We start from the raw sequence: 23019 nt of genomic DNA on the forward strand, positions 1-23019 counted from the left end.
CGACATTCCTCTGATGTCTGCCGGCTTTACACACGGGGATGACGGACCATGAAAGTTGTAGTCGAGAATACCGTCTGCTTGAACACCGGCGACGCGGCCATTCTTTTGGCGATCAGGCACATCCTGAAATCGGTGGCGAACGAGGACCTGGAATTCCTGGTGTTCGACAGCCAGCCGGGAGTCGCGGCGCGGCTTTATCCGAAGGAGCAATATCCGGACATCGAGCTCAGGAAACTGCCGTCGGAATCGATCTTCAAGTACAAATACGACGACAACACCGTCAAGAATGCGCTGAAGCAGGTCTACAACCAGGCGGTGTTCCAGGCACTGCGTCATCTCGGCAGCGGCAACTATCTCGACCGCCGTTTCTTCAGCGACGCGGACCGCAAGAGCCTGGCGCTCTACAGGGATGCCGATATGGTGATCACCACCGGCGGCACCTATCTCGTCGAGAACTATTCGCTCGAGCGGCGCATCAACCAGTTCAAGCTTGCCGAGATGCTCGGCAAGAAGACGATCTTCTTCACCCAGTCGCTCGGACCCTTCGCTAAGCCCTACAACCGCCGCAACCTGCCGCCGATTTTCGCCCGAAGCCCGCTGATCCTGTTGCGCGACGTCCGTTCGCGCGACCACATCCTCGATCTCGTCGACGATCCGTCGAAGTGCCATGTGGTAGCCGATTCCGTCTTTGCGCTTGCAGACGTTGAGCGGATCAAGGCACTGCTGACGATCGGCCGACCGGCACCGACGGGTCGCGTCGGCATATCCGTTCGGCACTGGCACTACGTCCAGGGCGGCGGCGGCGGCATGGACCGCTATATCCAGTCAATCCGCGAGATCGCGACGCGGCTGGTGCGCGACCACGGCAAAGAGGTCACCTTCATTTCGACCTGCCAGGGGGTGCCGGAATATGCCCATGACGATTCGAAGACGGCGAAGCTGATCGTCTCCGGCCTGGCGCCCGAAATTGCCGAGCACGTCACGGTCGACGCGGCGTTCCACACGCCGGAGCAGCTGATGGCGATCGCCAGGGAGTTCGACTTCGTCGTGGCGACGCGCATGCACATGATGATCATGTCGCTTTGCGTCGGCACGCCGGTGCTGCCGATCGCCTACGAGTTCAAGACCAAGGAAGTCGCCAAGCGGATCGGCGTCGAGGATGTCCTGCTCGACATCGATACGGTGACGCCCGAGGAGGCGCTCGGCAAGCTCGACCGCTTCGCCGGTGATCTCGACCGCTATCGCGAGGTCAGCCTCAAGGCGGTGCTTGAGGAACACGCCTCGGCAATGTCGGCGGCGGACCTCATCCGCCCGCTGATGGCAGGCTCATCGGCGAGCGGCGCTCAGCCCCTTCGTCAGGATGTCGAAGAGGATCTCGCGCGGCGCGCGTAGGGCAAGCGCGAACAGCAGCGCCAGCCCGTAGTTGAGGCAGATCGCCAGAGCCAGCGCGACGAAATCCGAAGAGCCGGTCAGGGCTATCGGCAGCAGCCGATAGCCGAACCAGGCGACGAGCGCCGAAAGAACGAAGAGGCCCTGGACGTAGAGGAAATCCCGCGCCGAGACCGGCCCGACCCGCTGCAGCAGCCAGGCAAGCACCGGGACGCGCAGGACGTAGCCGCTGATCGCATAGGCGGCTGCGACCCCGATCGCGCCCCATTGCAGGCCGACGACAAAGGAAAGCACCGTCGTCAGCGACGAATAGATCCCCCAGCGAAACATCGTCTTCGTTTCGCCCTGGCAGATGAAGATCCAGCCGGTGGTGCTCGAGACCGGCTGCATCAGGCTGGCGACCCCGAGCCAGGCGAAGATCGGCGCGACCGGCAGCCATTGTTCGCCGAAGAGGAGGCTGACGGTCGGCTCCGCGGCGCAGGTGAGCGCCGCAATGCCCGGCATGGTGACCGCCGCCAGCAGCCAGTTGGTCCGCATGTAGATATCGCGAAACCGGGGCTTGTCCTCCTGGATGCGGCTCATCAGCGGGATCATCACCCGCGACAGCGGTTGGGTGATATTCTGCAACGGGAAGAGCAGGAGTTTGTAGGCGCGGTCGTAGTAGCCGAGCTCGACCGGGCCGGAGAATTTGCCGATCAGGATGTTGTCGAGATTGCGCGAGAAGAAGTTGACGAGGTTGAAGCCGGTGAGATTGGCGCCGAAGGCGATGATGTCACGGTCGATCCGGAAGGCCGGCCGGCCGGGCATCCATCGCGTCGCCCACCAGGCGGCGAGAAGTGCCACGGCGGCTGACGCCGCCGGGCCGATCACCAGCGACCAATAGCCCATGCCGAAATAGGCGGCGGCGGCGGTGATCAGGAGCCCGACGACTGCCGCATAGACATCGTTGAGCGCCAGCTGGCCGAATTTCAAATGCCGGTTCATCAAGGCGAGCGGCAGGGCCGCCAGGCTGCCGAGGAGCAGCGGCAATGCCGCGGCAATGGCGATCGCCGTCATCCTCTGGTCGCCGTAGAAGGCGGCAATGGCGGGGGACAGCGCAATCACGACGAGGGTGCAGAGGAGGCCGACGAGGGTGCTGATCCAGAAGACCTGGTTGAGCTCTTTCTCGCCGATCTCCTTGCGCTGAATGACCGCCTGCTGCAGCCCGAGATTCTGGAACAGCCCGACAAAGGCGACAATCGGGCTCACCGAGGCGACGAGACCGAAATCCTCCGGCGCCAGAAGCCGGGCCAGCACCACGACCGAGACGAACTGGATGACCATGCGCAGAACTTGAGCGCCGCCGGTCACCAGGCCGCCGCGAAGGGCGACGCGGCCGAACTGAAGATTTTCCTTGTTCAAGCGACAAGCCTCGATTGGGAGAATCGGCTGAGGATTCCGGCGAAATCGTCGTCGAGCGCCTGCATGTCGAACTCGGCCTCGACCTTTCGCCGGGCTTCCCGGGCGATATGCTCGCATTCGTCCGGGTGCTCGGCGATGAAGCGCAGCCGGTCCGCCAGCGTCTCGACATCCCTTTCGGCGGCGAGAAAGCCGGTCTTCCGGTCCTCGATCAGTTCGGGGATGCCTGAATGGGTGGAACTGACCACCGTCAGCCCCGCGGCCATCGCCTCCATCAGCGCTACCGGTATGCCCTCGACATCGCCGTTCGCGGCAGTGACGCTCGGCAGCACGAAGGCGTGCGAGCGCTTGAGCCATTGCTTGACGTCCTGGTGCGGAAGGCTGCCGAGGAACGAAACCTGGCCGGCAATGCCGAGTTCGGCGGCAAGCGCCTCGAGCTCCGGCCGCAGCGGACCGTCGCCGATGATTGTGTAGCGCCAGTCGAGCGCCGGGGCTTCGGTGCGGAGCCTGCCAAGCGCGCGGAGCGCGAATTCGATACCCTTCTTCTCCGCCAGCCGGCAAACCGAAATCAATTGCAGCGTCGCGCCGCGCCAGGATTTCCACGCATAAGGAATCTTTTCGAGGTCGATGCCCATATGGTGGACGGCGACTTTGGACTCTGGTGCGCCCGCCTCGATCAGCACGCGGCGGAAATAGTCGTTCACGGTCAGGTTCAGTGCGCCGTGCTCGAAAAGGTCGTTATAGCGGCCGAGACCCCGTTCCTTGAGCGGCACGCCGACATCGTAGCCGTGAAAGATCGTGACGATCGGCGGCGTCAGCCGTTTCCATTTCTTGAGCCGCGCCGCACGGGCGCCGTTATGGCCGAAATGGGCGACGATGACGTCGCATGCGTTCAATCTCGCGACCGAAGACATGTCGAGCGCGGTCGAGGCCTTGTCATAGAGTTTTGGCGGCAGTCGACCGATCGCCGGACGCAAGCGCGCCGCCGCACCCCACCAATCGCGCGTCCGTGCCAAGAGCGTCGCAAGCGGTTCCTGCTGGCGATCGGCAAAATTGTACTCCGAGATGCCGTTGCAGACGACTTCGACCTTGAAGCCGCGCTGCAACAGGCCGGCCATCTGGCCGATGACGAAGGTTTCCGAAAGCATCGGAAACTGACCGACGACGAATCCGACCCGCATGCCGCCTCAGGAGGCCTTGAGCTGGGCAGGGCGGCTCGCGGCGGCGCGTTCGAGCAGTTCCAGGAATGCCGCAAATTGCCGGGCGGGCTGCATCAGCGGCCGCTTGGCGAAGGTGGATGCGGCCTGCGACAGGCGCTGGTATTCGCTGTCGTCGCTCCAGAGCCTGCGAATGGCGCCGGTCCAGTCGTCGACCGGCGCATCATAGTCGAGCACGATGCCGCCTTCGCCGATCGCCTCCGGCAAGCCGCCGCGCCGCGAGCCGACCACCGGAATGCCGCTGCAATGGGCCTCGGACGCCACCCGTCCCCAGGCCTCCTCCCATTTGCTCGGCGCAAGCAGGATCTTCGTGCGGCCATAGACGGTCTTCATGTCGCTGGTGCGGCTTTCCAGCCGGACATTTTTCAGGGGCGCAATGATCTTCTCGATTTCCGCCCGATGATCATCGGAAAGCTTCCAGCTTTCGACGAAGAGGAAGGGAATGTCCGGGCATTTTTCGGCGATCCGGACCGCCAGCTCGAAGCCCTTCTCCTTGTAGGGATTGATGAAGGTCACATATTCGCCGCTCGTGCGCGTCGTGTAGGTTTCGGGATTGATCGTCGGTGGGATGACCACCGAATCGATGCCGAATTTCTGCTTGTAGGCGCGGGCGGTGAATTCCGAATTGGCGATGTAATAGGCGGAGGTCAGTTCGCGCAGATCGCCGGCGAGCTCGTGGAACTCGACGTTTCTGAGATAGATCACCAGCGGCACGTCATGGGCCTGCAACGCCTTGCCGATCGGCACGGATTTGTGGCACTGCACAACCGCGACATCGGGCTGCAGCTTCTTCACCGCAAAGGCAGCCGCCTCCCAGGGGTGCCAGGCACGCACGACCGGATAGCCGGGAAAGCTGTCCATGACGCCGCGTTCGCCGGACAACTTAAGCTTGACGCGCTGCTTGAAGCCGAACATGCCGTCGCCGAACAATGCGGCGAGCACGCCGGCCTCATGGCCGCGCTCGCGCAATTGCTGGACCAGGTGGTGGGTGCTCGACTGAACGCCGCCGCTGAATTCGGGATAGTAACCGTTTCCGCCGGCAAACAGAACCTTCATACGCTGTTCTCCTTCATAGAGACGTTTCGTCGTGACCGCTGACGCATCACCCGAACGGGGCGAGGCCGAACGCATCAACGCCAGAATGACGGCAATTGTTGGGTCGGCCGGCGATGGGCCGGCGCAACCTGCGATTTCGAGGCGCGCTCGAGTGTCGCCGAAGCGACCGGCGCGGAGGTCGCCAAGGACTTGGAAGCCTGTTCATCCGGCCGCAAGAGAGTGAACCTCCACCGAGCTGGGTGACCGTGCTGCATTGCTGCACTGCAACAAAGACTGTCACGGCAGACGCCCATAGTCAATCGAGCCTCATCCTTTTGGGTTAGCTCGAAAGACGCAGGCTTGATCGGTCGGAACGCTTGCTTGACGCGGCAGCTCAGCGAGCTTCAAATCAGCCTATAAAGACCAAAAGACGGGATGGTGCATCATGGTCGACGACGAACCGATACCGGAGACGAAGCTGACATCCACCAAGCGGCGCTGGGCGGCGGACGGCAAGTTCCTGACTGGCCGGATTGCTCGACCTGGGGCCGATCGCCTCCCGCCCGGTCAGCATCTCGTCAAGGACTGGCCCGTCCTGGACCTCGGGCAGCAGCCGCATATCTCGCTGGAAAACTGGCGGCTCGACGTGACGGGTGCGGTGGAAAATGCGGTTTCAGTCGACTGGGCTGCCTTCCAGTCGATGCCTCAAAGCGAGAGTCTCTCCGACATCCACTGCGTGACGACGTGGTCGCGCTACGACAATCGCTGGCAGGGTGTCGCGACGCGCGACCTGCTCGATCGGGTGATGCCCAAGCCGGAGGCGGAGTATGTGATGCTGACGAGCTTCGACGGCTATTCAACCAACCTGCCGCTCGCCGACTTCGCCGCCGAAGATGCTATTCTTGCGACGACCTGGGAGGGAGCGCCGATCATCCGCTCGCATGGCGGGCCGATGCGCCTCGTCGTTCCGCATCTTTATTTCTGGAAGAGCGCCAAGTGGCTGACGCGCATCGATTTTCGCAGCCGCGACGCGGCCGGCTTCTGGGAGAAGAACGGCTATCACATGCACGGCGATCCCTGGCGCGAGGAGCGCTATTCCGGCGATTGAGGCGAGAATCCCCGACTACCGTCTTGATCCTTGATGCTACAGTCCGGGTTCGAGAAGCGAATTCTGCCCAGGAGGAGAGCATGCGCAATTCCGCCTTGAAGAGCCTGTCCTTCGCCTTGTTCATCGCATGCGGTACGGCCTTGCCGCAGATCGCCGCGGCCGCCTCGCCCGAGCCGGTCAAGGCCGAGCGCGGCATGGTCGTGACCGCCCAGCATCTCGCCTCCGACGTCGGCGTCGAGGTCCTGAAGAAGGGCGGCAATGCCGTCGATGCGGCGGTCGCGGTCGGCTATGCGCTCGCCGTTGTCTATCCGACCGCGGGCAATATCGGCGGCGGCGGCTTCATGACCATCCGCTTCAAGGACGGCAGGACGACGTTCCTCGATTTCCGCGAGCGCGCGCCGCTTGCCGCCACCAAGACGATGTACCAGGATGACAAGGGCGACCTCGTCAAGGGCCTGAGCACCAACGGCTATCTCGCCGTCGGCGTGCCCGGTCCGGTGGCAGGCTTCGAATTCGCCCGCAGCCGCTACGGCACGCGGCCGCTGAAGGAACTCATCGAGCCGGCGATCACGCTGGCGCGCGAAGGTTTTCAGCTCGAGCAGGGCGATGTCGATACTTTCGACGGCAGGACCGAGAGGCTGGCCAAGGATCCGGCAGCCGCGGAGATCTTTCTGAAAGCGGGAAAACCGTTCGAGTTGGGCGACAAGCTCATCCAGGCTGATCTTGCTGCTTCGCTTTCAAGCATTGCCGAGAAAGGGCCGGACGCCTTCTACAAGGGTGCGATCGCCGACGCGATCGTCAAGGCGAGCGCGGAAAAGGGCGGCATCCTCTCCAAAAAGGATTTCGAGCAATATCAAGTGCGCGAGCTCGAGCCGGTGAAGTGCAACTACCGCGGCTATGACATCGTCTCCTCGCCGCCGCCTTCCTCGGGCGGTGTGATCATCTGCGAAATCCTCAACATCCTTGAAGGCTACCCGCTCTCCTATCTCGGCTATGGGTCGGCTGAGACGGTGCATGCGATGATCGAGGCGATGCGCCATGCCTATGTCGACCGCAACACCGCGCTCGGCGATCCGGACTTCGTCGACAACCCGGTCGCGAAGCTGACGGACAAGGCCTATGCGAAGGAGATCCGCGACAAGATCGACCCGTTCAGGGCCGGCGTCTCGGAGGCGCTGAAGCCCGAGGGTTTCGGCGAGAGCAAGGAAACAACCCACTATTCGATCATTGACGACGAGGGTAATGCGGTCGCCGTCACATACACGCTGAACGGCTCGTTCGGCGCCGGTGTCGTCGCGCCCGGCACCGGGATCCTGCTCAACAACGAGATGGACGACTTCACCGCCAAGCCCGGCGCGCCCAATCTCTACGGTCTCGTCCAGGGCGAGGCGAATGCGATCGCGCCCCGCAAGACGCCGCTCTCCTCGATGAGCCCGACGATCATCTCCAAGGATGGCAAGCCGTTCATGGTGATCGGCAGCCCCGGCGGAGCCCGCATCATCACCATCACGCTCGAGGCGATCCTCAACGTCATCGACCACGGCATGAACATCCAGGAGGCGGTCGACGCGCCGCGCCTCCATCACCAATGGCTGCCTGACAAGGTGTTCATGGAGCCCTACGCGCTTTCGCCCGACACGCTGAAGCTGCTCTCGGCGATGGGCCATGATGTCGAGATCGACAAGAACTGGACGATCTGGGGCCAGGCGACCGGTATCCTCGTCGGTGGCGAGAGTCTCGCCGAAATCGCGGAGGGCGGCGGCGCCCGCTATAACGGCGCCGCCGACAGCCGCATCGGCGCCGGCGCGGCGAGGGGGTATTGACGCACCGCTCTCAATGATGGCGAAACACCCTCTGGCCGGCAGGCCAGAGGCGGTAGCAATTGCGACCACTTGTCCGTCCGCGCGTTGATCCCCTTAATCTCTATGAGTTTTCGAAATCCGCCATTGCATGGCGGATTATTTTCTCCTATCGGAAACATGATTTAAATACTCAACATTGCTTGCGCGGCCGCCTCGGGGGACATCCGGGCGGACGATGGGCAGGCGCGTGCCTGGCATTCGGAAGGAGGTCACCATGACATCGATATTACTCGCACAGAGGTTCGCCGCGACCACGACGCTCGCAGGCGCCTCGGCGCTCCTGGGCATCGCACTCGCGCAGGCCCAGACCGCCTCGCCGGGCACCGCGAACAGCGGCGCAACGGCGCTGCAGACTCTGGTCGTCCAGGGCGGCGGGGCCATCGAGGGTGCAGAGGGTGTCGTCGAGACCGACGGCTATGTCGCCAAATCCGGCCGGACGGCCACCAAGACCGATACGCCGGTGGCCGAGACGCCCCAGTCGATGTCGACGGTCAGCCGCAAGCAGCTCGAGGACCGCAAGCCGCAGAACCTTAGCGAAGCCGTGAGCTACACGCCGGGCGTGCGAATCGGCCAATATGGCGCCGAACCCCGTTTCGATGCGTTCAAGGTGCGCGGCATCGACCTGACCTACACCGGCATTTTCCGCGACGGCCTGCGCCAGATCAGCAGCCCGAACGGCCTCTTCCGCCTGGAGCCTTACGGCGTGGAGGCGATCAGCATCTTGCGCGGTCCGGCAGCATCGATCTATGGCGCCAGCAGCTCCGGCGGCATTGTCGACATCATTTCGAAGCGGCCGACGGAGGAGCAGTTCCGGGAGGTCGAGATGCAGTATGGCTCCTACGGCCGCATGCAGGGCGCCTTCGACGTCTCGGGTCCGCTCGACCCGGAAAACACGGTACTCTACCGGATTACCGGTCTTGCCCGCGACGCCCGCAGCGAGATCAGCGCCATCAAGGATGACCGTCTCTTCATCGCCCCGGCCTTCACCTGGCAACCGGACGAAGGCACGAAGTTCACCCTGCTCGGCGAGTACATGGATTCGACGACGGGCGGCACGTGGGGCTACATCAACAACTACGGACCAGCCGGGTCGATCGGTGCCACGCCCGTCTATGGCGGCGATGCGCGCTTCAACGATTTCGACCAGGAGCAGGCGCGCATCGGCTATGAACTGGAGCATGAGCTTTCCGACAATGTGACGCTCTACCACAAGCTGCGCTTCTCCGACCTGTCGACGCAGCAAGAATGGGTTTTTGCGGACTTTCCGGGCATGGTGAAGGAGGACAACAGCGGCGTTGCTTCGGACAACTATCTGAAGACCGACTTCGAGACCGGCGCGCTCGACCACCAGCTCATCACCGGCATCGACTACAGCTACATGAAGTACAAGTCGCTGCAGGGATCCGGCCCGGATCTCTTCACCGACAGCTTCACCTATGTGCCCGAGCTCACCTACAAGGAGACCCAGCGGCAGAACTCAGTCGGCATCTACGCACAGGACCAGATCGAATTTGGTGCCTGGCGGCTGATGGCCGGCCTGCGCCACGACTGGCTGAACAGCGAGTTCACCACCGACAGTTCCGCCGGATTCTCGCATTATTCGCGCGACGACAGCGAAACGACCGGGCGCATCGGCCTCGGTTACGTGACGCCGTGGAATGTCATGCCCTATGTCAGCTACGGCACGTCCTTCGTCGCTAATCCGGGCGTGATCCTGTCGACCGGCGGAGTTTCCGAGCAGGCCGAGCCGACGATCGGCGAGCAATACGAGGTGGGCGTCAAATACGCGCTGCCAGACCACAACGCCCTCATCACCGCATCGGCCTTCAACATCGACCAGGAAAACGCTTCGGTCTACGAGACCTCGTCCGGCGTAAACCTGCTGCGCCAACTGGATATGAGGTCGCGCGGCTTCGAACTGGAAGCGTCCGCCTCGCTCGACAACGGCTTGAGCCTGATCGCGGCCTATTCCTACAATGACGTCAAGATCACCAAGCTCACCGCCGAGACGGTGGGCAACCAACTAAACTCGACGCCCTACCACACCTTCTCGCTCTGGGCCGATTACGAGTTCCAGAGCGGCACGCTCGAGGGGCTGGGGATGGGCGCCGGCGTCCGCTATCTCGGCTCCAGCTTCGGCGATAACCAGCATACGCCGGTGCTCGACAACGAGGCGCGCACCTTCGTCGACGCGTCGCTTCGCTACGATCTCGGCAAGCTCAACCCGTCGATGGACGGCGTCCGCCTGCAGGTTAATGCAACCAACCTTCTGGACGAGGTCAAGCAGATCTGCACGACCGGCTTCTGCTACTTCGACGAGGGCCGCAAGGTCGTCGGCAGCCTGCGCTACCGCTTCTGATGCTGCCGCGCGGCCCTTTCTCCGCCAACGTTTCGCCGGCCGTGGTCTTTCTCACGGTCGGCGGCCTCTATGTGGCGCAGAGCGTCATCGGCGGCCTGACCATGCTCGGCCTTCCGACCGTGCTGCGCAACCAGGGCATGCCGCTCGACCAGATCGGTCTCGTCTATCTCACCGTGCTGCCCTGGGCGCTCAAATTCCTCTGGTCGCCCTTTGTCGAGTGCTTCCGCCTGCCGCGCGTCGGTCGCAACCGGTCGCGCCTCATCGTCGCCTTCGGCGGCTCGCTCTGCGCCGCCGGCCTGGTGGTCATCGGGCTCACCGGTCTTTCGCCGCTGATGCCGGTGCTGGTCTCGCTCATCCTCGTCGCCTTCGTGACCTCGACGGTCGACATCGCCTGTGACGGCTATGCGGTGGAGACGCTCGCCAAGGAACATCACGGCTGGGGCAATACCGCACAGGTCGGAGGCGCCTATCTCGGCTCGGCGATCGGCGCGGGGCTCTTCCTCGTCCTCGTCGACCGCTACGGCTGGTCGCCGGCAGTCTATCTCATGGCCGCGGTCGTGTTCCTGCTCGGTCTTCCCTTCGCCTTCGGGCCTGCGACGCGCAGCGCCGTCGAGACGCGCCACCATGCGCCGTCGCTCGTTACCGCGCTGAAGCGCCCGGCGGTCCGCAGGGGCCTCGTGGTCGCGGCGATTTACGTCGCGGCACAGAAATGGGGGCTTTCGATGCTCGGCCCCTTCCTGATCGACTATGGCTTCGATCTCGCCACAGTCGGCGTGCTGAACGGCTTCGGCAGCATGGTGGTAGGGCTGGCCGGGGCGCTGGTCGGCGGTGCCGCCGTCCGCCTTTTCGGTGCGAATTTCGTGCTGACGCTGGCCATCCTTCTGCAGACAGCCATGCTTCTGGCCTTCGCCTGGTTCGATTTCACCGGCAGCGCTCCGACATCGATCGTGATCGGCGTTGCTGTCCTCTCTTCGTCGGGCGTCATGGCGCTCGGCTTCGTCGCCCTCTATTCCGAGTTCATGGGCTGGTCGGACCCCCGGCAGGCAGGCGTCGATTTCACCCTCTTCCAATGCGCGGACAGCCTCGTCAGCATGGTCGGAGGCGTCGGTGCCGGCTGGATCGCCGAGAGGTTTGGCTACTCCGCCTATTTCGGCATCGCCGCAGCGATCTGCTTTGCCGCGGCGCCTGTCATCTACCTGCTGATGCGCGGCCGTGCCACTCTCGCCACGGGCGCCGCACTCTAGCCCTTGGCCGCCACCGCCTCGGCGGCCTCGCGGATCGTCTGCATCAGGATCGACAGCGGCAAGGACGGGATCGCGTCGGTGCGCATGGTCAAGCCCACCGGACCCTTTGTCTCGCTGGTGTCGATCGGCAGCGCCGTCAGCAGCCCGTCGTCGATGTCGGTTGCGACGACGCCGTTCGAGATGATCCAGATGGCGTCGCTCGAACGGACAAAGGCGCGGCCGAAGGAATCGGACACGGTTTCGATCTGGTTCGGCAGGCCGGCAATGCCGTTGGCGATCAGGAAGCGCTCGACGAAGGGACGGATGATCGAGGCGCGCGTCGGCATCAGCACCGGATAGTTGCCGAGATGCGCGAAGACCGACTGCTTGCCGGACAGCAGCGGATGATCGGCGCGGACGGCGAACACCACCTGCTCGGAATAGAGGTGCTCGAAGGAGAAGCCGGTCATCCGGTCAGGCGCGGCGAGCCGGCCGACGACGAGATCGAGGTCGCCGACGCGGAGCTGCTCCAGGAGCACGGCATTCTCGCCGGTGACGATCTTGAGCCGGGCGCCGGTCTTCTCCTCGAGGAAGAGCGCGATCGCTCGCGGCATGATGCGTGTTGACACCGTCGGCAGCGCCCCGACGCGGATCGGCGGTCCGTCGCCGGAGCGCTCCTGCGAGACGGAATCGAGGCCCTGCCGCAGCGCCGTCAGCGCCGCGCCGGCGTGGCGCAGGAAGACCTCGCCGTAGCGGGTGATCTTGATGCCGCGTCCGTCGCGCTCGAAGACCGAGACGCCCAGCACCTCCTCCAGTTCACGGATCGTCTTGGTGACCGCCGGCTGCGTGACGTTCAAGAGATCGGCGGCCTTCACGACGCTCTTCTGGCGCGCGACCTCGACAAAAGTCTGCAGATGGCGAAACTTGATGCGCGCGTCGATCATCGGAAACATAACTTAGGAGTTAATGGATCGGCGCAAAATATCATTTTACCTAACCAGATGAAATCGCCAATTTGGTGGGGAGGAGACTTATCGTGCAATTCACCCGGATTAACGACATTGCCATCCACTATCGGTTGATCGGCGCCGTTGCCGAGAAGCCGGTCCTCGTGTTCATCAATTCGCTCGGCACGGATTTCCGAATCTGGGACGATCTCGTGCTACGCCTCTCCGATGCGTTCGCCGCCGTCCTCTACGACAAGCGCGGCCACGGCCTCTCGGATATCGGCCAGGTGCCCTATGCAATCGAGGATCATGCGACGGACCTTGCCGGTCTGCTCGACCGCCTCCAGGTCAAGCGCGCCATCATCTGCGGCCTCTCGGTCGGCGGGCTGATCGCACAGTCGCTCTACCAGCGCCGGCCGGACCTGGTGCGGGCGCTCGTGCTTGCCGATACGGCGCACAAGATCGGCACGGCCGAGATGTGGGACGGCCGCATCGCGGCGATCGAGGCGCATGGCATCGAGGCGGTCGCCGACGCCGTGCTCGAGCGCTGGTTCACGCCGGCCTTCCGCCGGCCCGAAAACGTCGCCTTCGCCTGCTATCGCAACATGCTGATCCGCCAGCCGGTGCCGGGTTACGCAGGCACCTGTGCGGCAATCCGGGATGCCGACTACACCGAAGCAACCGGAGAGATTTCCGTGCCGGTGCTCTGCGTCGTCGGCGATCAGGACGGTTCGACGCCGCCCGATCTGGTGCGCTCGACGGCCGGGCTCATCCCCGGGGCGCGCTTCGAGGTGATCCGCGATGCCGGGCATATACCCTGCGTCGAGCAGCCGGAGGCGCTGGCCGCGACGCTCCGTGACTTTTTCATCTCCCTGCCTGGAGACAAACGATGAGTAAAGCCCGATGATCGACAGCTCCGCCTCCGACCGTTATCGCCAGGGCATGGCGACGCGCCGCGCCGTGCTCGGCGACAGCCATGTCAACCGCGCCCAATCGGCGACGACGGAATTCGACCAGCCGTTCCAGGACCTGATCACCGAGGCGGCCTGGGGCCATGTCTGGTCGCGCCCGGCCCTGACCAAGCGCGAGCGGTCGATCGTCACCATCGCGCTGCTTGCCGCGCTAGGGCAGGATGAGGAGGTGGCGATGCATGTCCGCGCCACGGCCAATACCGGGGCGACCCCCGAGGACATCCGCGAGGCGCTGCTGCATGTGGCGATCTATGCGGGCGTCCCGGCCGCCAACCACGCCATCAAGATCGCCAAACGGGTGTTCGCCGAGATGGATGCCGCAACGCCGAAGGGGGAGTGACGATGTCCGAGACAGAAAACCGCAAGCGCGAAACAGGCGCCTTTTTCCAGCGCGACCGGGATTGGCACCCGCCGGCCTTCGCCCCCGGCTACAAGACCTCGGTGTTGCGGTCGCCACGAAAGGCGCTGCTTTCACTCGACAACACGATCTCCGAAATCACCGGTCCGGTCTTCGGCCATTCGATGCTCGGCGAACTCGACAACGACCTGATCCACAATTTCGCCAAACCCGGCGAAAGCGCCATCGGTGAACGGATCATCGTGCACGGAAGGGTGCTGGACGAGCGCGGCCGGCCAGTCGCTGGCGCGCTGCTCGAATTCTGGCAGGCCAATGCCGGCGGGCGCTACCGGCACAAGAAAGAAAGCTACCTCGCGCCCCTCGACCCGAATTTCGGCGGCTGCGGCCGGGCGATCACCGACGAGAACGGCTACTATGGTTTCCGGACCATCAGGCCGGGTGCCTATCCATGGCCGAACGGCGTCAACGACTGGCGGCCGGCCCATATCCATTTCTCGGTCTTCGGCCACGGCTTTGCGCAAAGGCTGATCACCCAGATGTATTTCGAAGGCGATCCGATGATCTGGAAATGTCCGATCGTCGGCACGATCCCGGATCGTCGGGCGATCGAGCAATTGATCGCCCCGCTCGATTGGGCGAACACCATCCCGATGGATGCGCGGGCCTATAAATTCGACATTGTGCTGCGCGGCCGCCGCTCGACATTCTTCGAGAACCGGCCGGAAGGCAATTGAGGGAGGGAACGATGGTTCAGGATCTGGGCTACCTGAAGGAAACCGCCTCGCAGACGGCCGGGCCCTACGTCCATATCGGGCTCACGCCCAATTTCGGTGGCATCTCCGGTGTGTTTGAAAGCGACCTCGGCTCGGCAATGGTCAACGACGAGACGCTTGGGCCACGCATCGCCGTAACCGGACGGGTGATCGACGGCGCCGGGGCGCCGCTCAAGGACGCGCTGATCGAAATCTGGCAGGCGGATGCCGCGGGCCTCTACAATTCGCCTTCGGAAACGCGCGGCGCCGCAGACCCGAATTTCACCGGCTGGGGCCGCTCTCCGACGAGCGCCGAGGACGGCACTTTCGTTTTCGAGACCATCAAGCCCGGCCGCGTTCCGTTCAAGAACGGTCGCCTGATGGCACCGCATATCAGCTTCTGGATCGTCGCGCGCGGCATCAATATCGGGCTCCATACACGAATGTATTTCCCGGACGAGGCGGCGGCGAACGCCGAGGACCCGCTGCTTCAGCGGATCGAGCATCGGCATCGGGCCGAAACGCTTGTCGCCGGCGGCCAGTCGCCTAATTATGTTTTCGACATTCATCTCCAGGGGGAGAAGGAGACGGTCTTCCTGGACATTTGATCATTGGCGACTCATCCCGCGTTGCCGCGCGCTTGTCGGCGTCCCCTGGCGAAGGGGAGGCCAGATCCTGGAGACGTGGAATGACCTACTCGGCCTTTGACCATCCCTATCTTTCCGGCCTGCTTGGTGACGAAGCGGTAGCGGCGGAGTTTTCCGCGGCCGCGGATATCCGCGCCATGCTTGCCTTCGAGGCGGCCCTGGCGCGGGCCGAGGCGCAGCACGGAGTCATTCCGCATGCGGCTGCCGACCGGATCACCGAGGCATGCCGCGCCTTTTCTCCGGATGTCGCTGCCTTGCGCCGCGGCGTGGCTGTTGACGGTGTCGCCGTGCCGGAACTCGTGCGGCAGTTGCGGCGCGCCGTCGGCGAGGAGGCGGCGGAGCACGTGCATTTCGGCGCAACCAGTCAAGACGTCATCGATACTAGCCTGATGTTGCGCCTGAAGGCGATCGGCGAGCTTTTTTCCGGCCGTCTCGGCGAGATCGTCGCTGTTCTGGAGGAGGGCGCCGGGCAGTGGGGCGAGCGGCCGCTAATGGGCCGCACGCGCATGCAGGCGGCCATTCCGATCACGGTGACGGACCGGATGCGGTGCTGGATCGAGCCGCTGCTCGACCACCAGGACCGCCTCGACGCCATGGATATCGACCTGTTCGCCGTGCAATTCGGCGGTGCGGCAGGCACACTGGACAAGCTTAAGGACAAGGCGGACGCGGTTCGCGCGACGCTTGCCGAGGAACTGGCGCTGATCGACTGTCCGCAATGGCACAGCCAGCGCGCAGCGATCGCCGATTTCGCCCACCTGCTTTCGCTGATCACCGGCAGTCTCGGCAAGTTCGGCCAGGACATCGCCCTGATGGCGCAAACCGGCGACGAGATCGTGCTGGCCGGCGGCGGCTCGTCCTCCGCTATGGCTCACAAGCAGAACCCTGTCGCCGCCGAAGTGCTGGTGACGCTGGCGCGCTTCAATGCCACGCAAATTTCCGGCATCCATCAGGCGGTGGTGCACGAGCAGGAGCGTTCCGGCTCCGCCTGGACGCTCGAATGGCTGCTGCTGCCGCAGATCGTCGGTGCGACCGCGGCGGCACTGAGGCTTGCTGCGGAACTTGCCGGTAATATCAAGCGCCTCGGCGCCGCTTGATTGTCAAAAAAGTCCGGGCCGCTTCCTGCGAAGCGGCCCGGCAATCAGTGGTAAGACTTGGGCAGTGTCGGACGGTCACGCCGACCGGGCAATATTCCAGTCGAGCCGGCGTACGTCCCTCTGCAATTGCGCGTAGGACGGGCCCGGTATTCTGCCGTTATGCATCGCCGCTACGTGCGTTGCGTCGGAGCGGATGTTTCCCTCCTCGCGACGCAACCTGTGGAAGGCGACGGTACTGAGCCTGCCGGAGGCGCGCTCCGCCTCCATGCGATGATTGGCGGCGCGAAGCTCGTGGAGGATGGCGGCAAGCCGCGGCTGTTCAACGTCGGCGGCGGAGCTCATCGGCCGGGCGTGCGGCGCGGGCGGGGCCACATCGTCGTTGCCGAATATTCCCTGGTAGTAGTCGCCGTTCTCGGGACCGGTCGAATTTGTACCTTCGTGCCGCCCGGCGGCGAAGGCGCCGCCGGCGGCGAGCGACAGAGCGAGGGCGGCGATTGCGGGTGTCTTGATGAGCGAGCGCATCTTTGCGTCTCCTTGAACTTGAGGAAGCGATGAGCTTCCGATCGGGGCTGTCTCATACCGTCGCGTCGCGACCCTTCTGTCGCCGGCAGTATTCAGCCTCGCATAAAGGAATAGCCCCGGAGACGGTGTGAGTCACATTAACAATAAATAAAGTTTCTCTGTCGTGATTTGCCAAAGTTTTGTCAAATTCCGGACGGCGGCTTTGTAAAAATGGCAAGAACCTACGGCGATCATCAGTGTTTCTAATTTTATGTCCCGACAGAAACTCTGGCGGCGGCCGGTGGTTATGAAGTATTGGTAATATTTCTGGCGTGCCATCATGTTCAAGGCGTTGCCTGCCGGGCGCGCCCCTTAGAGCAAGGGTGGATGCGGTTGAAGCGTATTGCGGGCTGAGGCACCCCCCTCTACCTCCCCCACCGGTGAGGAGATTGGCTGGAAACGCCCGCGCTCGCGTTCGTAATAGTGCTCGAGTGAGGGCAGCGCCGATTTGAGCTTGTCGAACTCAGCCGCGTCGATGCCGCCGGGGTCGCGGTACTTTGCTTCGATATAGGCGAGGTGCCGGCCGAGTGCTGCCTCGGAGGCGCCCTCGGCCAGCGTGAAAACCGGCGAGACCGTGTTCCGTCCCTTGACAGTGATGCGGTCGATCTCGACGACCGGGAAGCTGGCGGCGGCGAGTGCGGCCGTCCGTTCGCCAAGGAGCAGCGGGATGCCGTAGTCCTTCGACGCGCCCTCGAGACGCGAGGCAAGGTTGACCGCGTCCCCGAGCGCCGAATAGTCGAAGCGTCGGGCCGAGCCCATGTTGCCAACGACGCATTCGCCGGTATTGATGCCGATGCCGATGCGCAGCATCTTCGGCTGGCGCCCGGCCGCCTTGGCCTCGGCTTCGAGCTCGGCATTGACGCGGGCGAGCGCGGCAAGCATGTCGCGGGCCGCGGCGACGGCGTGAAGCGCGTGGTCGAGATCGTCGAGCGGCGCGTTCCAGAAGGCCATCAGGCAGTCGCCGATATATTTGTCGATTGTGCCGGCCTGATTCAGCACCGCTTCCGAGAGCGGCGTCAGCAGCCGGTTGACGAGCGTCGTCAGCCCCTCCGGGTCGTCCTTCATGTCTTCGGCGATCGTCGTGAAGCCGCGGACGTCGCAGAAGAGGATCGAAAGCGTCCGTCTTTCGCCGCCGAGCTTCAGTTGCGACGGGTCCTGCGCCAGCCGTTCGACGAGCGCCGGCGACAGATATTGCGAGAAGGCGCGGGTGATCTCGCGGCGGCGACGGCGCTCCTCGGCATAGTCGATGCCCGCCTGGCCCACCGTGACGCCGAAAAAGGCAAGCCCGGGACCGAGCGGCGAGACGAAGACATGGCCGAAGCGCATCAGGCCGTAGCTTGCGAGAAGGATCAGCGCGAGCGCGAAGGCGCCGTAGCCGAACGTCCTCCAACTGGTCGATTTCAAGACGACAAGCGCTGCGACCAGCGCGGCCAGCAGGATTGCCGGCATGGAAACAGGCGCGCCCGCTATTTTGATGGCGAGCCCGTGCACGAGATTGTCGTAGATGGTCGCCTGGATCTCCGCGCCGGCGACGAGGCCGCGCGAAAACACCGTGTCGGAGGTGGCGAAGGCATCGACACCGCCATCGGCGATCGACGGGGCGTTCTGCAGGCTCAGGCCGACGATGACGACGCGGTCACGGAACGTGCCTTCCGGCAGGAAGTTTCCCGGCTCGAGCGCCTGGTAATAGGAAACGGTCGGATAGGTGCGCGCCGGGCCGAAGGTCTGGATGAGCGTCTGCGCCTGCGGCTGCTCCGGGTCCGCTCCGGCGACTGTCGCGAGCGTCACGGCGAACCCGTCCGGATAGGGCGGGATTTGCCGGAGCGTACCGTCGCCGCTGAGATTGACCGAGGCGATGCCGACCTTCGCGCCTCTCTCGGTGAAGAGGGCGAGAGGCTCGGTGCGGACGAATTGTTCGGCCTGCGGCGTCTGGATCAGCGTCTGGTCGCCGGCGAGCACCACGTCTGGCCCAAGCACGGCGGCGAGTGCTGCGTCGTTTTGCGACTCGGCGGCGGGTTCGGCGAAGATCACGTCGAGGGCAATCGCCCGCGCGCCGGCCCTTCTCAACGCCTCGATCAGCCTGGCATGGAGGGCTCGCGGCCACGGCCATTGGCTGCCGATCTCCGCCATCGACGGTTCGTCGATCGCCACGATGATGAGGCCGTCCGCGGGAAGTGCCGGTCGGCCGATGATCGACAGATAGTCATAGGCGCGTAGGTCGGCGAGCGACCAGCTGCCGGTCAGCGAGGCAAGCGAGACGAGGGTCGCGACGAAGGCAGTCAGGGCGGCAAGCTTCACCCGCCGCGGCGAATGACGGATTCGATCGATCGTTGTGGAAAGGCTTTGACGGGCGCGCATCAGAACCGCACTCTGACAGTGCCCTTGACAGTGGGCCCCCAGCCGGGAACGCCGTTGCGCAGCTCGAATTCCTCGTCGAGCAGGTTGAACCCAGCGAGTTCGACTTCTAAGCGCTTGTCGAACCGCTCCCATTGGAGCGAGGCGTCGAGGGTCCAGAAGTCGTCGTGCGTTATAGAACCTTCAGAGCGCTCGCCAATGTAGTTTGCGGCTACCGTCGTCTTGATATTCGCGGTGTCGACCCAGGTCAGCGCGACTTGCCCTGAACTCTCCGGTAGAAATGGAAGGTCGCCGCTGCTGCCAGACGAGAGATCCTCGCTTTCCGTGCGGGCCACAGTCGCGGAAAGGCCGAGGCCGTGGCCGAGCGCCAGGTTGGCGGTCAATGCGACGCGGTCTATCCTGGCTTTGTCGAAATCAAAGTCCGCCATCGAAAACGGAAGGTCGACAGAGCCGTCGCGGATTTCCTGGTGCTGATAGTCGACCGCCGTAAAGAGCCAATCGTTCCATTCGGCGTCCCAACGGAGGGCGAGCGTGTCGGCATAGCCTTCGGTGCCGATCAGGAGCTGATTCGGCTGCAGCCCTACGATGCCGACGGGCGCCAGCGTGGCCGCACCGAAGTTATAGCCTTCGCGCTGGACAGCGGCGCGTAGCCAATGCCCCTCGGAGGGTGCCCAAGCGACGCCGAGTTTCGGCTCAAGGCGGATATTGTTGTCGTTGACGTCCTCGATGTAGCGGGCAAACAACGCGCCTTCGGCCCGCAGATCAGGCGTAATCTCATAGAGCCCGTCGACATAAGCCCTCACGACCCCTGTAGTGGCGGATGAGCTGGCGGAGGTGAATGGTACTGAATCGATGAGATCGTAACGTTCGGCCTTCGCTTTCGACGTAACGGCGCCGCCTTCGATGCCATACCGCAAAGTCAGGTTCCCATCTCCGTAAAGGTGGCTCAGCGCGCCGATATAGCTTGTTTCCTCTTGCTCACTCCGGAGGTATCTCAGATCGATAAAGGGGATGTCGGAGAAAACTGTCCGGGAGGTCTCGTCGATCTTCCTGTGGTTGAAGAAGAAGGCGGCGTTTGCAACGCTTTCGTACCCGAATGTGTGGCTCCAAGCGACGCCGGAGGTCAGACTCGAGGAGGAATACTCATTCAGGATGTCGCTAAAAAACGGAAAAAGGTCCGGGTCCGGAACGTCAAAAATGTTTCGGCTGTCGTCGAACTCCGCCATGTTCAGAAACGCGACGACTCGATCGTCTGGAGATGGCGTGGCGGTTAGATAGCCGTTGCCGCCGATCAAGCGCGACTCACGGTCCAGTTGCAGGCCGTCGCCCAGGTCGACAGCGTCGCGCGGCTCTTCCCATTGAAACGTCCCGTAGACACTGATCGGGAACGGAGACGCCGTAAATCCCCGAACTGCCGCTTCGCCGATCCAGCCCGCTTGGTCCTCACTCGCCGTAAACCCACCGCCAAGCTCCGTTTCAAAGAACGGCGATTGCAGCAAATTGACCGTCCGCTCACGGCTCGCGATCATGTGCGGTTCGATCAGTAGCCCTTGGATCAGAGCGGAGAAACTGGTGGCGTTCCCCGTGTTGCTGATCGCGCTCGCGGCGAAATCGTAAGTGTTGAAGAAGGGATTGACGCTGCCGCGAACCGCCTGGTCGACATAGCTCGCGCCGGTGAACGGGTCGAACACCGCATCGCCGTAATATTGCCCCCAGGCGTCGAGTCCCTGCAGCCGAAACGCATCATTCAGCGTCGAGCCTTGTTCCTGATTGGCGCCGAGCGCTGCCGAATCGCCACCGCGCGCGCGGGTGCGCCGCATGGCTTCCTGGGCGTTGCGGATGGCCGCGTCGGCATCATAGGCGTCGATGGCGATGGCGGTTCTGACTGTTGCCACGATGGGATCGTTCGGGTCCAGCCTGTCGGCATTGTCGAGCGCCTGGGTTGCCGGAATCCGGTCACCCTTTTCATAATGCGCGGCTGCGAGGAGGAGTTGGGCGTTGGAATAGGCGGGATTGGCCGTCGAGCCGGCGAGCAGGTCTTCGACCGCCTTGTCGACTTCGCCGTTCTGCAGGTGATAGCGGCCGCGCGCCACCAGGGCGACGTCGAACGAAGGATCGACAAAAAGCGCCGCATCGATCTCGCGTTTCGCCTCGGCCATCCGCATCTCATCCATATATTGGATCGCGAGATTTGCATGGGCGACGGGATCCAGCGGGTCCAGCGCGATCGCTTCCTTGAGTGCGGCCTCGGCGGCGCGGTTGTCGCCGCGCTCACTCTGAACGAGCGCCAATGAATTCCAGATGGAGGATGAGCCCGGGGCCGTCTTCAGCGCCCTGTTGAGATCAGCAAGCGCGCCGTCGAGATCATTTTCGATGTGGTAGCGATAATGGGCGCGGGCTTCGAGTGCGGTCGGATCTTCCGGATCAATCGCAAGAGCTCGTTGTACACCGTCTCGAAGCTCATCGCGATCGTCGAGCAAGAGTGCGAGCTGGGCGCGGGCCGCCGGTAAGGTCGGATCGTCGGGATATCTCTGCTCCGCCTGCTTGATGACCGCTATGGCCGCGGGAATATCTTCCCGGAAGCCAGCGGTCCAGGCCTGCGCCATGCCGGCGTACCGGCCCGCTGCAGCGCGGGGTGGCTGCTCTACCCGGTCTGGATCGGCAAGTCCGCGGGCGAAATATCCGCCGTAGGCCGCCATGGTGCGGCGGCTTGGATCGAGGCCGCGTTCAGCCTCCGCGAACAGCCGTGCTGCCTCCCGATACTGATTCGAGGATCCGGCAATCAACGCCCTGATGAGTTTGGCGCGCGCCGCCTGGGAGCCGGCCAATCCAAGTTTGGTTGCCTGCGAAAGGGCGGCCCCGGCCTTTTGGCGGCCATCGAGAGACAGGTAGATTTCGGCCAGCGCCAGCCAATCCTCGGCCGACCTGTTCGCGTCGGCCTGGGCCTCGATCCGGGTGCGCTGGCGGCGCATCTCGGGAACGCTGAGCGGCGTTGCCGGCATCCAGACAAAGGCGTTGCGCAGCGACAGATGGAAGAGCATCTGTTCGCGGTCCTTCGGCGTGACGATGACGATCTTCGTCGGCGCGCTGCCAATCGCAGCCACCGCACCTTCGCCCTGCTTCACCGTCACGCTGCCATGGGCGTTCTTCAGTTCGACGACGCCTTCGAGGACGGTGAGCGAGGTCTTGCCGTCGCCGCCAACGGTCATTGTCCAGTCGGTGCCGCGGATGGCGGCTGCGGCGGCGGGCGTGTCGATCACCAGACCTTCGCCGCCGCGTTCGGCGCGGGCCCAGATCGACCCCGATTGCAGTTCGAGATTCGTGTCGCCTCCACCGATCTGCTTGACCCGCAATGCGGTGTTACGCCCAAGCCGGATCTGCGTATGGTCGCGGAAGAGCACGGCGAGTGAGCCGGTGGCGTTGGTGCGGAGCACGTCGCCCGGAACCAGGTCCTGGGCGAGGTCGACGAATCGCCAGTTGGAGACGTCGACGAAGCGCACCTCCTCGCCGGATTTGCGAGCGATAACGGAGCCCGCCGCGGGCTGATGCCGCTGTACCGGCTCGGCATGCGCCGTCGATGACGCAAAGAGCGCCATTGCGATCAGCAAAGCCCCCGCTATTCTTCGCCGCATACCTGCAATTGCCCCTCGTTACACGGAATCCAGTGGATTTCCGCGGCAGAAAAGTCAAGCACCCAGTTTTGGGCATATAATGTTGGCCCTCCGGTGTAATAAAGAGGA

The 23019-nt window shown here is 63.8% G+C and carries 17 protein-coding genes; 10 read left to right on the forward strand and 7 right to left on the reverse strand.

Annotated features, from left to right (window positions below; translation table 11 throughout):
* The first annotated feature begins 48 nt into the window (after window positions 1-48).
* Window positions 49-1392: a polysaccharide pyruvyl transferase family protein gene (locus ATC00_RS14360; RefSeq protein ID WP_064253296.1), complete on the forward strand. Its 1344-nt coding sequence runs from the start codon at window positions 49-51 to the stop codon at window positions 1390-1392.
* Here the strand turns inward: ATC00_RS14360 and ATC00_RS14365 are convergent.
* The 3 genes from ATC00_RS14365 to ATC00_RS14375 are packed head-to-tail and all read right to left on the reverse strand — an operon-like array spanning window position 1327 to window position 5060.
* Window positions 1327-2790 (reverse strand): lipopolysaccharide biosynthesis protein, encoded by a 1464-nt coding sequence (locus ATC00_RS14365; RefSeq protein ID WP_064253297.1) that lies wholly within the window; start codon window positions 2788-2790, stop codon window positions 1327-1329. The genes ATC00_RS14360 and ATC00_RS14365 overlap by 66 nt on opposite strands.
* Entirely contained in the window at window positions 2787-3968 is a 1182-nt protein-coding gene (locus tag ATC00_RS14370; RefSeq protein WP_064253298.1) for a glycosyltransferase, read from the reverse strand. The genes ATC00_RS14365 and ATC00_RS14370 overlap by 4 nt, the downstream gene beginning before the upstream one ends.
* 6 nt (window positions 3969-3974) lie before the next feature.
* Window positions 3975-5060 (reverse strand): glycosyltransferase, encoded by a 1086-nt coding sequence (locus ATC00_RS14375; RefSeq protein WP_037383757.1) that lies wholly within the window; start codon window positions 5058-5060, stop codon window positions 3975-3977.
* Window positions 5061-5484: 424 nt separating this feature from the next.
* Between ATC00_RS14375 and ATC00_RS14380 the strand changes: the two genes are divergently transcribed.
* The 4 genes from ATC00_RS14380 (at window position 5485) to ATC00_RS14395 (ending at window position 11612) form a co-directional block, all read left to right on the forward strand.
* On the forward strand, window positions 5485-6147 hold the full coding sequence (locus tag ATC00_RS14380; RefSeq protein WP_064253299.1) for a sulfite oxidase-like oxidoreductase: 663 nt from the start codon (window positions 5485-5487) through the stop codon (window positions 6145-6147).
* Window positions 6148-6227: 80 nt separating this feature from the next.
* Window positions 6228-7970, forward strand: coding sequence for a gamma-glutamyltransferase (ggt, locus tag ATC00_RS14385; RefSeq protein ID WP_064253300.1), 1743 nt, complete (start codon window positions 6228-6230; stop codon window positions 7968-7970).
* A 253-nt stretch (window positions 7971-8223) separates the two neighbouring features.
* Window positions 8224-10368 carry a TonB-dependent siderophore receptor gene (locus ATC00_RS14390; protein WP_037383763.1) on the forward strand — a complete coding sequence of 715 codons (2145 nt, stop codon included), beginning with the start codon at window positions 8224-8226 and terminating at the stop codon, window positions 10366-10368.
* Window positions 10368-11612, forward strand: coding sequence for an MFS transporter (locus ATC00_RS14395; RefSeq protein ID WP_064253301.1), 1245 nt, complete (start codon window positions 10368-10370; stop codon window positions 11610-11612). Before ATC00_RS14390 ends, ATC00_RS14395 begins: the two co-directional genes overlap by 1 nt.
* Here ATC00_RS14395 and pcaQ read toward each other — a convergent pair.
* Window positions 11609-12535: a pca operon transcription factor PcaQ gene (gene pcaQ / locus ATC00_RS14400; protein WP_037385051.1), complete on the reverse strand. Its 927-nt coding sequence runs from the start codon at window positions 12533-12535 to the stop codon at window positions 11609-11611. The genes ATC00_RS14395 and pcaQ overlap by 4 nt on opposite strands.
* Window positions 12536-12627: 92 nt before the next feature.
* On the opposite strand from pcaQ, the gene pcaD reads away from it, so the two are divergent.
* The 5 genes from pcaD to ATC00_RS14425 all read left to right on the forward strand — a co-directional run bounded on the left by pcaD (window position 12628) and on the right by ATC00_RS14425 (window position 16363).
* Complete coding sequence (pcaD, locus tag ATC00_RS14405) at window positions 12628-13431, forward strand: 3-oxoadipate enol-lactonase (protein ID WP_064253302.1); 804 nt, start codon at window positions 12628-12630, stop codon at window positions 13429-13431.
* 10 nt (window positions 13432-13441) lie between these two features.
* A complete protein-coding gene (gene pcaC / locus ATC00_RS14410) occupies window positions 13442-13849 on the forward strand; it encodes a 4-carboxymuconolactone decarboxylase (RefSeq protein ID WP_064253303.1) in 408 nt (135 codons plus the stop codon).
* Between the two features lie 2 nt (window positions 13850-13851).
* A complete protein-coding gene (gene pcaH / locus ATC00_RS14415) occupies window positions 13852-14601 on the forward strand; it encodes a protocatechuate 3,4-dioxygenase subunit beta (protein ID WP_064253304.1) in 750 nt (249 codons plus the stop codon).
* Between the two features lie 11 nt (window positions 14602-14612).
* Window positions 14613-15227 carry a protocatechuate 3,4-dioxygenase subunit alpha gene (gene pcaG, locus ATC00_RS14420; protein ID WP_064253305.1) on the forward strand — a complete coding sequence of 205 codons (615 nt, stop codon included), beginning with the start codon at window positions 14613-14615 and terminating at the stop codon, window positions 15225-15227.
* 80 nt (window positions 15228-15307) lie between these two features.
* Window positions 15308-16363, forward strand: a complete 1056-nt coding sequence (locus ATC00_RS14425; RefSeq protein ID WP_064253306.1) for a 3-carboxy-cis,cis-muconate cycloisomerase — start codon at window positions 15308-15310, stop codon at window positions 16361-16363.
* 75 nt (window positions 16364-16438) lie between these two features.
* Here ATC00_RS14425 and ATC00_RS14430 read toward each other — a convergent pair whose 3' ends face one another.
* The 3 genes from ATC00_RS14430 to ATC00_RS14445 form a co-directional block, all read right to left on the reverse strand.
* A complete protein-coding gene (locus tag ATC00_RS14430; RefSeq protein ID WP_064253307.1) occupies window positions 16439-16885 on the reverse strand; it encodes a hypothetical protein in 447 nt (148 codons plus the stop codon).
* Window positions 16886-17236: 351 nt separating this feature from the next.
* The gene (locus ATC00_RS14440; protein WP_234782313.1) at window positions 17237-19282 is read right to left on the reverse strand and encodes a CHASE2 domain-containing protein; all 2046 of its coding nucleotides are present in this window, start codon (window positions 19280-19282) and stop codon (window positions 17237-17239) included.
* On the reverse strand, window positions 19282-22911 hold the full coding sequence (locus ATC00_RS14445; protein WP_064253309.1) for a FecR domain-containing protein: 3630 nt from the start codon (window positions 22909-22911) through the stop codon (window positions 19282-19284). The genes ATC00_RS14440 and ATC00_RS14445 overlap by 1 nt, the downstream gene beginning before the upstream one ends.
* Window positions 22912-23019: the final 108 nt, after the last annotated feature.

The organism is Sinorhizobium americanum (genome assembly GCF_001651855.1).
GTDB lineage: Bacteria > Pseudomonadota > Alphaproteobacteria > Rhizobiales > Rhizobiaceae > Sinorhizobium > Sinorhizobium americanum.